Here is a 14,217-nt window from a genome sequence, read left to right as displayed (position 1 = left end):
ACCGGATAAAGGTGCGGCAGTTCTGGTTTGGCCACCTCGACGTCCGCCTTTCGATGTCTACCCTTGTCCCAGAGCGCACGGGAGGCTCCTGCCCCAGACACCGGTGCCAGGGTCGTCTGACCTCGTGCAATTTACCAGACCTTTTTGCGCATTACTTGCATTTTGCCCGCCTGTTATTTTTGGTGAATTGATCTAAATCATTGATTTTTAACGTCTTTAATCAGATTTGGAATTCGGCGCAGCCGTTGCGCTCTACATAAGAGTCGCTGCTGCCAGGACCTGGGCGCAGTACAACCAAGGAAAACAGGAGTCATCTCATGAAAAAGACTTTCGGTACTTTTGCCCTCGCTGCCGTTACCGCTTCCGTACTGAGCCTGCCGCTGGCCGGCGGTGCCTTTGCAGCCACCAGCCAGAACATGACCCTGGCCGCCAACAACACCGTGGACAAGACTGAAGAAGCGGCGTCCGACACCTGGATCACCAGCAAGGTCAAAGCCTCTTTCCTGGCCGACGAACACATCAAGGGCACCTCGATCAAGGTCGAGACCAACAAGGGCGTCGTGTCCCTGTCCGGCACCGTGGCGACCGAAGCCCAGCGCGACCTGGCGATCAAGGAAGCCAAGGCCATCAAGGGCGTCAAGGCCGTATCGGCTGATGCGCTGAAAGCCGCTCAGTAAGAACGCCTGGTAACACCCGGCACGATGGCAGCGCCGCTGCCATCGCCCCTTGCCCTTCACCCCGGAGAACTGCCATGACCAGTACGACCGAAACCCTCAACGATCTGATCGAGATCGCCCGTGACGGCAAGAATTTCTACGAGCATGCCCTCACCGAAGTGAAGAACCCCGAATTGAAGGCCCTGTTCACCGAGATCGCCCAGAGCAAGGCCGAGATCATCAGCGCCCTGAGCAGCCAGGTATCGGCCGCTGGTGAAAAGCCCGCCGAGCAAGGCACCTTTGCCGGCAGCTTCCGCAAGTACTACACCGACGTCAAAACCTCCTTTGCCAGCAAGGAAAAGGAAGAAGTCACCTACGTCAGCGAACTGGAAGAGCAGGAAGACCGCCTGCTGCACGCACTAGAGCGCGCCGTCAACGAACACGCCACGCCGGATGCCCAGGCCAACCTGCGCAGCCAGCTGGAAAAGGCCCGTGCGACCCACGATCGCATGCGTGACCTGAAGCACCGCATGCAAGCCGCCCACTAAGGTTGCCTGCAGAAAAAAGCCCCGCCTAGGCGGGGCTTTTCTTTGGGCTACAGCTAGCCCTGCAGGGCGCGATTGAGGCGGGCGTCGATCAGGCTGTCGACCACCGACGGATCGGCCAGGGTCGAGGTATCGCCCAGGCTGTCCAGCTCGTCGCAGGCGATCTTGCGCAGGATGCGTCTCATGATCTTGCCGGAGCGGGTCTTGGGCAGGGCGGGTGCCCATTGCAGGAATTCTGGCTTGGCGAAGCTGCCGATCTCCTCGGCCACCTGCTGGCGCAGGCGGGCCTTGAGTTCGTCGCTTGGGGTCACCCCACCCTTGGTGGTGACGAAGGCATAGACCGCCTGGCCCTTGACCTCGTGCGGGCAACCCACCACGGCGGCTTCGGCCACGTCCGCATGTTCGGTGAGCACGCTTTCTACTTCGGCGGTACCGATGCGGTGGCCGGAGACGTTGAGCACGTCATCCACCCGCCCGGTGATCCAGTAGTAGCCGTCTTCGTCCCGGCGGGCGCCGTCGCCGGTGAAGTAGTAACCCGGATAGGCACTGAAGTAGGTGTCGATCAGTCGCTGGTGGTCGCCATAGACGGTACGGATCTGGCTCGGCCAGCTGGCCTTGATGGCCAGCACGCCGCTGCCGGGGCCGTCGATTTCCTTGCCCTGCTCGTCCAGCAGCACCGGCTGGACGCCAAAGAAGGGCAGGGTGGCCGAGCCCGGCTTCAATGCCAGGGCGCCGGGGGGCGGGGCGATGAGGATGCTGCCGGTCTCGGTCTGCCACCAGGTATCGACGATGGGGCAGCGACCCTCGCCAACTACCCGGTGATACCACTCCCAGGCCTCGGGATTGATCGGCTCGCCTACGCTGCCGAGCAATTGCAGGCTCTGCCGCGAGGTGCGCTGTACCGGCTCGTCGCCTTCACGCATCAGGGCGCGCAGGGCAGTGGGAGCGGTATAGAAGATATTGACCTGATGCTTGTCCACCACCTGCCACAGGCGACTGGCGTCGGGATAGCTGGGCACGCCTTCGAACATCAGGGTGGTGGCGCCATTGGCCAGGGGGCCATAGACGATGTAGCTGTGGCCGGTGACCCAGCCGACATCCGCGGTGCACCAGAAGACCTGTCCCTCGTGGTAGTCGAACAGGTACTTGAAGCTCAGGGTGGCGCCCAGCAGATAGCCGCCGGTGGTGTGCAGCACGCCCTTGGGCTTGCCGGTGGAACCCGAGGTGTAGAGGATGAACAGCGGATCCTCGGCATCCATGGGCTCTGCCGGGCAGTCGGCCGCGGCCGCGGCCACGGCCTGGGCATAAGGCAGATCACGGCCCTCCTGGCGCGCCACGGCGGCGCCGGTCCGCTCGACCAAGACCACGGTGTGGACGTCAGGGCATTTGGCCAGGGCCTTGTCGACATTGGCCTTGAGCGGCACGCGCTTGCCGCCACGTACGCCCTCGTCGGCGGTGATCACCACCCGGCAGTCGGAATCGAGGATGCGGTCGCGCAACGCCTCGGGCGAAAACCCGCCGAACACCACCGAATGCACCGCGCCGATGCGGGCGCAGGCCAGCATCGCATAGGCGGCCTCGGGAATCATCGGCAGATAGAGGCAGACGCGGTCGCCCTTCTTGACCCCGCGCTCCTTGAGCACATTGGCCAGGCGACAGACGTGCTCGTGCAACTGGCGATAGCTGATGGCCTGGCTGTCGGCGGGATCGTCGCCTTCCCAGAGGATGGCGGTCTGCTCGGCCCGGCCACCGAGGTGGCGATCGATGCAGTTGTAGGCGACGTTGAGCTGGCCGCCGCTGAACCAGCGGGTCTGGCCCTGGCGCATGTCGCCGCTATGGACTTCGTCCCAGGTGCGCGACCAGTCGAGTAAAGCGCTGGCCTGTTCGCTCCAGAAGCGTTCCGGCTGCTCCACCGAGCGCTGGTAGAGCTCGCGATAACGGGCTTCGTCGAGGTGGGTGCGGGCACTCAGACTCTCGGGCACGGGATAGCGGTGGCTCATGGCCGGCTCCTTCTTGGTGTTGTTGTGCTCCTAGTTTAGGCCGCGGATGGCCTGTCGGGGTTCAGCGAGGCGATAAAACGAAAAAGCGCCGCAGAGCGGCGCCTTTCGGAACGGACCGAGATCGATCAGCCGCGGTGACGACCGCGGAAGTAATCGATCAGGCCCTGAGTCGAACCATCGTCGGCTTTGCCTTCGCTGCGGCCGATGATGTGCTGATAGACGTCCTTGCCCAGCTCCTTGCCCAGTTCGACGCCCCACTGGTCGAAGCAGTTGATGCCCCAGATGACGCTCTGCACGAACACCTTGTGCTCGTACAGGGCCACCAGCGCACCCAGGCGTCGGGGCGAGATGCGTTCCAGCACCAGGGTGTTGCTCGGACGGTTGCCCGGGATCACCTTGTGCGGCGCCAGCTTGGCGATCTCGGCCTCGCCCAGGCCTTTCTCACGCAGCTCGGCCTCGGCTTCCTCGCGGGTCTTGCCCAGCATCAGCGCCTGGCTCTGCGACAGGCAGTTGGCATAGAGCCATTGCTGGTGATCGGCCACCGGATTGTGGCTCACCACCGGCACGATGAAGTCACCGGGGATCAGCTGGGTGCCCTGGTGCAGGAGCTGGTGGTAGGCATGCTGACCGTTGCAGCCGACGCCGCCCCAGATCACCGGACCGGTTTCCATGCTCACCGGCGAGCCGTCCTGACGCACGCTCTTGCCGTTGGACTCCATGTCCAGCTGCTGCAGGTGCTTCACGAAGTTACGCAGGTGGTGGTCGTAGGGCAGGATGGCGTGACTGGTCGCGCCCCAGAAGTTGCCGTACCAGACCCCGAGCAGGCCCAGCAGCACCGGCATGTTCTCTTCGAAGGGGGCGCTGGTGAAATGCTGGTCCATGGCATAGGCACCGGCCAGCAGGTCCTTGAAGTTGGACATGCCGATGGCCAGGGCGATGGGCAGGCCGATGGCCGACCACAGCGAGTAGCGTCCGCCGACCCAATCCCACATGGGGAAGATGTTCTCTTCAGCGATGCCGAATTCCACCGCCATCTTGACGTTGCTGGAGACGGCGATGAAGTGCTTGTGCAGCTCCGGCTCCGGGCAGCCCTGGGCCAGGCACCAGGCGCGGGCGGCCTGGGCGTTCTTCAGGGTCTCCAAGGTGCCGAAGGACTTGGAGGAGACGATGAACAGGGTGGTGTCGGCGGCGAGCTTGGAGGTCACCTCGCGGAATTCGCTGCCGTCGATGTTGGCCAGGTAGTGGCAACGCACGCCGCGCTGGGTGAAGGGCACCAGCGCCTCGGACACCAGCTGCGGACCGAGGAAGGAACCACCAATGCCGATGTTGACCACATCGGTGATCGGCTTCTCGGTGTAGCCGCGCCAGAGGCCGTTGTGGATGCGGGTGACCAGCGCGGTCATCTGGTTCAGGACCCGGTGCACCTCGGGCATGATGTCCTGGCCATCGATCTGCACACTGTCGCCCACCGGGCGGCGCAGCGCGGTATGCAGGGCGGGACGGTGCTCGGACGAGTTGACGTAGGCACCGTCGAACAGGGTGCGGATGGCGCCTTCCAGACCCGCTTCGCGAGCCAGGTTCACTAGCAGCTCACGGGTCTGCTCGGTGATGAGGTTCTTGGAGTAGTCGAGGAACAGACCACTGCTGCTCAGGGAGAACTGCGAGAAGCGCTGCGGATCGGCGGCGAAGGCGTCGCGCATGCGGAAATTCTGCATGGCCTTGCGGTGTTCCTGCAGGGCTTTCCAGGAGGCGAGCTGGGTCACGTCGAGGGGGTGTTGATAGTACTCCATGGCTAGGCTTTTCCTTGGTGGCTCTTGTTTGCTGTTGTGCCCCACAAGCCGCTGGCTTGCAAGGGAAAGTCGGCGACCGCGCGACGCCTGACGTGGCGTCGCGCTTCGAGCATGAAAAAGCCCGGTATGTTCCGGGCTTCCAGGATTCAGGCGGGTTTGGGTGAGCTAACCTTCGGTTGCATCACACTCCGGGCCTGCGGCGAAAGCTCAGGTTGTCGATCAGGCGGGTCTGGCCCAGATAGGCCGCCACCAGCAGCACCAGCGCGGTGGTGGCCGGCCCGGCCGGTTGCAGGCTCAACTGCTCGCGTAGCTCCAGGTAGTCGACTCTAAGCCCCTGGGCTTGCAATTCGGCGACACCGGACGCCAGGGTCGGCTCGACCGCTGCGCCGGCGGCTAGCTGATCGGCGAGCCGCCTGAGCAGGCTGTACAGGCAGGGCGCGCTGGCACGCTGGCCGTCATCGAGATAGCCATTGCGCGAGGACAGCGCCAGGCCGTCGGTGGCCCGCACCGTGGGTTGGGCGACGATCTCGATGGGCATGTCCAGGTCCTGGACCAGCTTGCGGATCACCGCCAGCTGCTGATAGTCCTTTTCGCCAAACACCGCCACGTCCGGTTGCGCCATCTGGAACAGCTTGGTGACCACCGTGGCCACGCCTTCGAAATGACCGGGTCGACGGGCACCGCAGAGACCTTCGGACACCTCGGGGACGTTCACCCGTGTCAGGCCGTCCATGCCCTTGGGATACATCTCGGCCACCGCCGGTGCGAACAGCAGATCGCAGTGGGCCTCGTTCAGCTGGCGGCTGTCTTCCGCCAGGGTGCGCGGATAGGTCGCCAGATCCTCGCTGGGGCCGAATTGCAGCGGATTGACGAAGATGCTCGTCACCACGAAGTCGGCGTGGCGGCGCGCGGTCTCCACCAGGGCGATATGACCGGCGTGCAGATTGCCCATGGTGGGCACCAGGCCGATGCGCAGGCCCTGGCGACGCGCGGCGGCAACGGCGGCGCGTAGTTCGCGGACGCTATGGACCGTCTTCATGCGGAAAATCCGTGTTCGGGAGCGGGAAAGCTGCCGTCCTTGACGGCGGCGACGTAGGCCGCCAGGGCAGCCTGGATGCTGTCCTGGCCGGCCATGAAATTGCGCACGAATTTCGGCGTGCGCCCGCGCAGGGCCAGGCCGAGCATGTCGTGCAGCACCAGCACCTGGCCATCGGTGGCGGCACCGGCGCCGATGCCGATCACCGGCACCCGGGCGGCGCGGGTGATTTCCTCGGCCAGCGCCGAGGGCACGCATTCCAGCAGCAGCATGGCCGCGCCGGCTTCCTCCAACTCGCGCGCCGCGTCACGCAGCTGCTGCGCCCGGACTGGATCGCGGCCCTGCACCTTGAAGCCGCCGAAGACATTGACCGACTGCGGCGTCAGGCCCAGGTGGGCGCAGACCGGTACGCCATTGGCGGCCAGCCGACGAATCGGCTCGGCCAGCCAGGCGTCGCCCTCGAGCTTGACCATCTGTGCGCCCGCCTGCATCAGGCGACCGGCGCTGGTCAGGGTCTGCTCCAGGGTGGCATAGGTCATGAACGACAGGTCGGCGACGATGAAGGCACCGGCCTGGCCGCGTTTGACGCAGGCGGTGTGGTAGACCATGTCGTCGAGGGTCACCGGCAGGGTGCTGTCGTGACCCTGCAGCACCATGCCGAGGGAATCGCCGATGAGCAGCATCTCGACGCCGGCCTGACTGGCGGCCTGGGCGAAGGTGGCATCGTAGGCGGTCAGCATGGCGATCTTTTCGCCACGCTGCTTGAGCCCCTGAAGGGTCGTGAGGCTGATATCAGGCATGCAAGAGGTCCTCGTGGGACGGCGCTATGGTTATTGTCTGGGCGCCGCGGGCGCGGGTTGGCCGCGCGCAAACGGCTGCTATAGTCCCGGCGCATCCGACACAAGTCAATGTTCGGTGTTACGGCAGTGTTACCGCGCAGGTGACGACGGTACCAGTCGTTCCAGACCCTCGAAAGGACAGGCGGACAGCAGGTCCGGCAGCCGGCGGCCATCGGGCAGGTGCAGCTCGGGGGCCAGGTCGGCCAGGGGATAGAGCACGAAGGCGCGCGCCTGCAGGTGATAGTGCGGTACCTGCAGGCGCGGCTCGTCGATCAGCCGCTCACCGAACAGCAGGATATCGATGTCCAGGGTGCGCGGACCCCAGCGCTCGTCCTTGCGCACGCGCCCCTGCTGCTGCTCGATGGCCTGGGTGGCATCGAGCAGCGCCAGGGGGGCGAGGGCGGTGTCCAGCGCGGCGACGGCATTGACGTAGCGGGGCTGGTCGGGCGGCCCCAGGGGATCGCTGGCATAGAAGGCGGAGACCGCCACCAGCTGGCTGTCAGGCAGCTGGGCCAGGGCCTCCAGGGCGGCGTCCAGCTGCCGCCGCGGCTCAGCCAGGTTGCTGCCCAGGCCAAGATAGACCCTTTCCATCATTCGTCGCCGGACGTGGGCGCATCCGAGGTGCGCCGCTTGCGATTGCTGCCGCCACGGCGCCGCCGCTTGGCCGGCGCGCCGTCTTCCCGGCTGAGGTTCTTGATCATCTCGCGCCGCTGGCTGTCACCGACCTCCTGGTAGCGCGTCCACCACTCGCCCAGGCCACCGGTTTCCTCGCCGGCGCTCTCGCGCAGCAGCAGGAAGTCGTAGCCGGCGCGGAAGCGCGGATTTTCCAGCAGTTGATCGGCGCGCTTGCCCTGACGGCGCGGCAGGCGCTCCTGCATGTCCCAGATCTCGCGCATGGGCATGGTGAAACGCTTGGGGACGGCGGTGCGCTGGCACTGCTGCTGGGTCAGGTCGTGGGCGGCTTCCTGCATGGCCGGAATGGGCGGCAGGCCGCGATCCTGGTGATAGCGGACGCGCTCGGGCAAGGCCGGCCAGAGCAGGGCGGCGAACAGGAAGGCCGGGGTGACCGGCTTGCCTTCGCGGATACGGGTGTCGGTGTTGGCCAGAGCCTGGCGGATCAGGCTGCCGGCGTACTCCGGGTCGCGCTCCAGGGCCTCGCCACTGGCCGGGAACAAGGGGGCGAACAGGCCGTACTGGCAGAGCAACTCGAAGGTGCGCTCCGCCTTGCCGCCCAGGAGCAGCTTGATGATCTCGTCGTACAGCCGCGGCGCGGGTATGTCGCGCAGCAACGGCGCCAGGCGGCTGATGGGTTCGGCGGTGGCGGTCTCGATCTCGAAATCCAGCTTGGCGGCGAACCGCACGGCGCGCAGCATCCGCACCGGATCTTCCAGGTAGCGCTGCTCCGGATCGCCGATCAGGCGAATCTGCCGCAGGCGGATGTCCTGGGTGCCATTGGCGTAGTCGAGAATGCGTTCGCCGCTGGCATCGTAGTAGAGCGCGTTGATGGTGAAGTCGCGCCGCTGGGCATCCTGTTCCTGGTTGCCATAGATGTTGTCGCGCAGGATCCGGCCGCTTTCATGGCGCGAGCCCTGGGCTTCGTCTTCGGCATCCCCGGTGGGGTGATTGGCGCGGAAGGTCGCCACCTCGATGATCTCACGGCCGAAATGCACATGGACCAGCTTGAAGCGCCGGCCGATGACCCGCGCATTGCGGAATTCGGCCCGCACCTGCTCGGGCGTGGCACTGGTGGCGACATCGAAGTCCTTGGGCTCGAAACCCAGCAACAGGTCCCGGACGCAACCGCCCACCAGGTAGGCCTGATAACCCGCCTTTTCCAGCCGGTCGACCACGCTCAAGGCGTAACGACTGATCCGCTCTCGTTCCAGAGCATGCTGACTGCGGGGCAGTTCGATGGGCAAGGCAGGCGCGGGCGGAGTACGCCGCAGGGGCGAGCGCAGAGTCTGGATCAGCTTCTTCAGCATGCGAGTTTCTGTTCGGAGAGACGGCTATACGCAATCTGGCCCATAGCAGGAACCGTTGCGCAATAGATAAGGAGGGGATCTTGAACGAGGGAGGGGAGGCTGTCAAAGGCACTGGGGGAGCCGAAGCTCCCCCCCAAAGTGGTACGTGCTTTGTTTTTATTGTCTATCCAGACCTCTTGTTTTTCTTGTGTGGTCTGTCCCGTGCGGATACCGGCCGCCGGAAAGGCTCTGAAGTCTAGAGCCAAGAGCAAACGGATTACTTTGGAAGCTGATGCCGTCAGGATCATTCCTGCTCTGCCTGGTACGGGTGCTGCCTCGGGGCAGTTTTGTTGTTCTCTGGCCTGACATCGCGCGGACCATCCCGCTAGACGACTCTTCTCCAAAATGATCAGTTAGCTACGCCTCCGCCTGCTTGTTCTTGTTGTGCTGGAGTCGCTACGTCTTGTTTTTATTATGGAGGGGGTACGTTGTTATTGTTCTTGTACGAGAAAATAAAGCAGATGCCGTGCCAGTTTTGAAAAATGCATTTAAATCAGTGGCTTGCGAAAAATGTAGCCTTTTTGCTTGGAGGCTACAGGCAAATTTTCGTTACCTCTAAACCCGCCGCCTGTTACGGCGGTAACACATTGCAAAGGATGAGGAGGCGGAGGGAGAGGGTGTTACCGCGGGACGTATCGGCTGTCACGTCCCGGCGCGGATCAGCTGGCGTCGCTGCTGGCACTGGCCTTGCGGCGCGGGATGCCCAGGCGCTGACGACGTTCCCACAGGCACTTGCGGCTGACGCCCAGCTTGCGGGCCAGCTCGGTCTCGGTCATGTGGTCCTGGTGTTCGAGCACGAAGTGCTGGAAGTAGTCTTCCAGCGACAGGTCCTCGGTGGGCTCGTGGGCGCCATTGCCGTTACCCAGGCCCGTGCTGGGCAGCGGATCCAGATAGCTGTCGGCCAGCTCCAGCTCGCCGAGCTCGACGTCGATGCCCAGTTGATCGGCATTGATCTCCTGGCCTTCGCTGAGGATCACCGAGCGCTCGATGGCGTTCTCCAGCTCACGCACGTTGCCCGGCCAGCTGTAATGGCGGATGGCCGCCTCGGCTTCGGCGCCGAACTTGAGCCCCGGGCGACTCATGCGCGCCGATTGCCGCGCGAGGAACACCCGGGCGATCTCCATGACGTCGCCCCCGCGCTCGCGCAGGGCGGGCAGGCGCAGGGAGATGACGTTGAGGCGATAGAAGAGGTCTTCGCGGAACTGGCCGATCTTGGCCAGGCCCTTGAGATCCCGGTGGGTCGCGGCGATCAGGCGCACATCGACCTTTTGCGACTGCACCGAACCGACCCGGCGGATCTCACCTTCCTGCAGCACGCGCAAGAGGCGTGCCTGGGCTTCCAGCGGCAATTCGCCGATCTCGTCGAGAAACAGGGTGCCGCCGTCGGCTGCCTCCACCAGGCCGGTGCGGCTGGCGCTGGCGCCGGTAAAGGCGCCCTTCTCGTGGCCGAAGAGTTCGGATTCGATCAGGGTTTCGGGAATGGCCGCGCAGTTGACCGAGATCAGCGGCGCCTTGGCCCGGCGCGACAGGTTGTGCAGCGCGCGCGCCACCAGTTCCTTGCCGGTGCCCGATTCGCCCTGGATGAGCACGGTGGAGTCGGTGGGGGCAACCTTGCGGATCTTGCCGAAGAGGTCCTGCATCGGCGCGCAGTTGCCGATGATGCCGATCTCGCCGGTGGCTGGCGGCGGTGTGACGCTTTCCTCGGCGGCTACCGGCGGGCGCTGCTCGCGCTCCACCAGGATGCGCGCCACGGCCTGCAGCATCTCGTCGTGATCGAAGGGCTTGGCGATGTAGTCCACCGCGCCCTGCTTCATGGAATCGACCGCCGATCTCAGGCTGGCGTAGCTGGTCATGATCAGCACCGGCTTGCCCTTGGCGAGATCGATCATCTCGGTACCGGGGGCGCCGGGCAGGCGCAGATCGCTGATGACGAGATCGAAGCTGGGGACGTCGTAGAGATCCTGGGCTTCCTGGACGGAGCCGGCTTCGCTGACGCGGAACTGGTTGCGCTCGAGCAGGCGGCGCAACGCCGAACGGATGATCTTCTCGTCTTCGACAATCAGGATATGGGCCATCAAGTGCGCTCTCTTACGGGAAGGCAAGACGACCCACGCCAGGCAGCGTGTCTTGTCGCGGTCGTCTGGACTTCCGAATGCTTTAGCAGATCCATCCAGCAGGCGGATGGGTCCGTCACGGCGCCTCCGGCAACCCGAGATAGCGCGGCAGCAGTACCCGAATGCGGGTGCCCTGGCCGGTCACGGGGTCGGTAGGACTATCGATCATTATCTGACCATAATGCTCTTCTACGATGGAATAGACCAGCGCCAAGCCAAGCCCCGTCCCCTTGCCCGGATCCTTGGTGGTGAAGAAGGGTTCGAACAGGCGACTGACGATGGCCTTGGGGATGCCGCTGCCCTCGTCCTCGACGCTCAGGGTCACCGTCTGGCCGTGGGCCTCGCTGCGCACCCGGATCGGCGCGCCGGCCGGAGAGGCATCCCGGGCGTTGGATAGCAGGTTGATCATGACCTGCACCAGGCGCTGGGGATCGCCTTGCACATAGTGCTCGGGGTCGCAGAGGTTGAAGAAGTCGACGTCCACGCTCTGGCGGTTGAGCGAGAGCAGGGCGATGGCTTCCTGGGCCGCCTCGGCCACGCACACCGGTTCATGGGCCTGCTGGCGGCCACCGGCATGGGCGAAGCTCATCAGCGACTGGACGATGCGGGTGATACGGCGGGTCTGCTCGATGATCTGGCTGCTGATCTCGTCGATCTCTTCGTCCGCTTCGCGTTCCTCGCGCAGATTCTGCGCCAGGCAGGCGATGCCGGTGACCGGGTTGCCGATCTCGTGGGCCACGCCGGCGGCCAGGCGGCCGATGGAGGCCAGGCGCTCGGAGTGGATCAGGCGGTCTTCCAGCAGCTGGGTCTCGCTGATGTCTTCCACCACCAGCACGGTGCCGTTGCTGCCCACCGCCAGGGGTTCGTCGATGGTCGCCTTGTGCAGGTTGAGCCAGCGCTGCTCGTGTTCCTGGGGCAGTCGCTGCTTGTAGAGGTGCTGCTGCGCCGGCTCGGCGAGAAAGCGTTCGAACAGGTTCTGCCAGGGGTCGGGCAGGGCGCTCAGGCGCGAACCCACCACCCGGGCGCCGTCGATACCGGTGAGGTCTTCCATGGCGCGGTTCCACATGAGAATTTCGCGGTCCCGGGCCAGGGAGCAGACGCCCATGGGCAGTTCCTGCAGGGTCTGGCGGTGATAGCGGCGCAGGGCGTCCAGCTCGGCGGCGAGACCGGTCAGGCGCGACTGGTAGTCTTCCAGGCGGTTCTCGATGAAGTGGATGTCTTCGGTGGCATAGGCCTCGCTTTCCGCCTTGAACGGCAGAAAGGTCTCGACGATGTCCTGGGCGACCCGCGGGCCCATCAGGCCGGACAGGTTGGCCTCGATGCGATCGCGCAGGCGGCGCAGGGCATAGGGGCGGCGCTCGTCGTAGGGCAGCAGCAGATCGGCCAGGGCGCGCTCGACCTCCTTCTGCGCGGTCTTGGCACCGAGCGGCTTGGCCAGCTGGGCGGCGAAGTCCTGGGGCGAGCTGGCCGCCAGTTCGCGGCGCTGCGGGCGGCGGACGTTGTCCACCGCGCAGGCCTCGGCGGCGCTCTTCTCTTCTTCGCTGGCTTCGGTGAACAGCGAGACCAGGGCGAACACCAGCACGTTGACGGTCAGCGATGCCACGGCGGCGAGGTGCCAGTTGCTGGCGCTGATGCGATAGCTGAAGACGCCGATGTGCAGCGGATTGATGTCGGCCACCAGCGGCATGAGCATGCTCAGGAACCACAGGCCCAGGCCGCACAGCAGGCCGGCGATGAAACCCTTGCGATTGGCCGTCTGCCAGTAGAGCACCGAGAGTGCGCCGGGCAGGAACTGCACGGTGGCGACAAAGGAGACGATGCCGAGGCTGGAGAGGTCGCCATGGCCCTGCAGCAGACGATAGAAGCCGTAGCTGCCAAGGATGATGGCGGCGATCAGCATGCGCCTGGTCATGCGCAGCCAGCGATAGATGTTGCCGTCGGTGGGTGGCTGGTAGAGCGGCAGCACGATGTGGTTGAGCAGCATGCCCGACAGCGCCATGGTCACCACGATGATCAGGCCGCTGGCCGCCGACAGCCCGCCGACGAAGGCCACCAGCGCCAGCAGCGGATTGTCCAGCGCCAGACCCACGCCGAGGGTGAAGTACTCCGGTGGCGTCGGCGAACCCAGCGCCAGGCCACCCCAGAGAATCGGCGGCACCGCCAGGCTGATCAGCAGCAGGAACAGCGGCAGCCCCCAGCTGGCGCTGACCAGCGCCTGGGGACTGAGATTTTCGGTGAAGGCCATGTGATACATGTGCGGGGTGACGATGGCCGCGGCGAAGAACACCAGCAGCAGGATCCGCCAGGGGCCTTCCTGCAGCGGGGTGTGCAGGGTGGAGAGGGCGCTCTGGTTCTGCTGCAGCCAGGTCTCCAGGCCGTTGGGCCCGCCGAACACGGTATAGAGGGTGACGCCGCCGACGATGCCCAGGGCCAGCAGCTTGACCAGGGATTCGAAGGCGATGGCCACCACCAGGCCTTCGTGGCGCTCCTTGGAGTTGATCTGGCGTGCGCCGAAGAGCATGGCGAACAGGGTGATCAGCAGGCAGAAGCCCAGCGCCGGGGCGTCCTGGGCGCGGGCCTGTACCAGGATGCCGGTGCTGGTGGCCACCGCCTGGATCTGCAGTGCCAGCAGCGGCAGCACGGCGATCAGCATGCCCAGGCTGGTCAGGGCGCCGGCCCAGGTGCTGCGGAAGCGGAAGGCGAAGAGGTCGGCCAGGGAAGCCAGCTGATAGGCGCGGGTCAGCCGCAGGATGGGATAGAGCAATACCGGCGCCAGCAGAAAGGCGCCGCACAGCCCCAGGTAGTAGGCGAGAAAGCCATAGCCATAGTCGTAGGCCAGGCCCACGGTGCCATAGAAGGCCCAGGCGCTGGCATAGACGCCCAGCGACAGGGTGTAGATCAGCGGATGGCGCACCAGCCGGCGCGGCACCCAGCCCTTCTCGGTCATCCAGGCGACACCGAAGAAGATCAGCAGGTAGCCGGCGCTGATCAGGACCAGTTGGGACAGACTAAAGCTCGTCGGCATCGCGCTGGCTCTGCAGGATGAAGGTCACCACGATGAGGATGAGCCACAGCAGGTAGGGGCGATACCAGGCGCCGCTGGGAGCGATCCACCAATCCATGATGGCGGGGGAGAACAGATAGATGCCTACCACGAGGAGCAGGACCAGCCGGTAGATGTACATGCGCGGTTCCCGAACGGCGATGGCGCCATGG

General features: G+C 65.1%; 11 protein-coding genes. 2 read left to right on the top strand and 9 right to left on the bottom strand.

The window, feature by feature from the left end; genetic code table 11:
• Nucleotides 1–317 precede the first annotated feature (317 nt).
• The gene (locus tag LRS53_RS20200; RefSeq protein ID WP_093254922.1) at nucleotides 318–677 is read left to right on the top strand and encodes a BON domain-containing protein; all 360 of its coding nucleotides are present in this window, start codon (nucleotides 318–320) and stop codon (nucleotides 675–677) included.
• A 74-nt stretch (nucleotides 678–751) separates the two neighbouring features.
• Nucleotides 752–1,204 carry a PA2169 family four-helix-bundle protein gene (locus LRS53_RS20195; protein ID WP_007159716.1) on the top strand — a complete coding sequence of 151 codons (453 nt, stop codon included), beginning with the start codon at nucleotides 752–754 and terminating at the stop codon, nucleotides 1,202–1,204.
• Nucleotides 1,205–1,257: 53 nt separating this feature from the next.
• Here the strand turns inward: LRS53_RS20195 and acs are convergent, their stop codons facing one another.
• From acs to LRS53_RS20150, 9 genes are all read right to left on the bottom strand, one after another.
• The gene (acs, locus tag LRS53_RS20190; RefSeq protein ID WP_231357103.1) at nucleotides 1,258–3,201 is read right to left on the bottom strand and encodes an acetate--CoA ligase; all 1,944 of its coding nucleotides are present in this window, start codon (nucleotides 3,199–3,201) and stop codon (nucleotides 1,258–1,260) included.
• Nucleotides 3,202–3,326: 125 nt separating this feature from the next.
• Nucleotides 3,327–4,991: a glucose-6-phosphate isomerase gene (gene pgi, locus LRS53_RS20185; protein WP_017640377.1), complete on the bottom strand. Its 1,665-nt coding sequence runs from the start codon at nucleotides 4,989–4,991 to the stop codon at nucleotides 3,327–3,329.
• 181 nt (nucleotides 4,992–5,172) lie between these two features.
• Nucleotides 5,173–6,030 carry a pantoate--beta-alanine ligase gene (gene panC, locus LRS53_RS20180; RefSeq protein WP_064306795.1) on the bottom strand — a complete coding sequence of 286 codons (858 nt, stop codon included), beginning with the start codon at nucleotides 6,028–6,030 and terminating at the stop codon, nucleotides 5,173–5,175.
• A complete protein-coding gene (gene panB / locus LRS53_RS20175) occupies nucleotides 6,027–6,827 on the bottom strand; it encodes a 3-methyl-2-oxobutanoate hydroxymethyltransferase (RefSeq protein WP_017640379.1) in 801 nt (266 codons plus the stop codon). The genes panC and panB overlap by 4 nt, the downstream gene beginning before the upstream one ends.
• A gap of 129 nt (nucleotides 6,828–6,956) precedes the next feature.
• Nucleotides 6,957–7,460, bottom strand: coding sequence for a 2-amino-4-hydroxy-6-hydroxymethyldihydropteridine diphosphokinase (folK, locus tag LRS53_RS20170; protein WP_064306793.1), 504 nt, complete (start codon nucleotides 7,458–7,460; stop codon nucleotides 6,957–6,959).
• On the bottom strand, nucleotides 7,457–8,848 hold the full coding sequence (locus LRS53_RS20165; protein ID WP_017640381.1) for a polynucleotide adenylyltransferase PcnB: 1,392 nt from the start codon (nucleotides 8,846–8,848) through the stop codon (nucleotides 7,457–7,459). The genes folK and LRS53_RS20165 overlap by 4 nt, the downstream gene beginning before the upstream one ends.
• 698 nt (nucleotides 8,849–9,546) lie before the next feature.
• Nucleotides 9,547–10,962, bottom strand: coding sequence for a sigma-54-dependent transcriptional regulator (locus tag LRS53_RS20160; protein WP_184288752.1), 1,416 nt, complete (start codon nucleotides 10,960–10,962; stop codon nucleotides 9,547–9,549).
• A gap of 115 nt (nucleotides 10,963–11,077) precedes the next feature.
• Nucleotides 11,078–14,026 carry a sensor histidine kinase gene (locus LRS53_RS20155; RefSeq protein ID WP_184288749.1) on the bottom strand — a complete coding sequence of 983 codons (2,949 nt, stop codon included), beginning with the start codon at nucleotides 14,024–14,026 and terminating at the stop codon, nucleotides 11,078–11,080.
• Entirely contained in the window at nucleotides 14,010–14,186 is a 177-nt protein-coding gene (locus tag LRS53_RS20150; RefSeq protein WP_007159707.1) for a hypothetical protein, read from the bottom strand. Before LRS53_RS20150 ends, LRS53_RS20155 begins: the two co-directional genes overlap by 17 nt.
• Between the last annotated feature and the right edge of the window lie 31 nt (nucleotides 14,187–14,217).

The organism is Pseudomonas sp. PLB05 (assembly GCF_021106615.1).
Lineage (GTDB): Bacteria > Pseudomonadota > Gammaproteobacteria > Pseudomonadales > Pseudomonadaceae > Chryseomonas > Chryseomonas benzopyrenica.
This window is presented reverse-complemented; position numbering and strand designations above follow the sequence as displayed.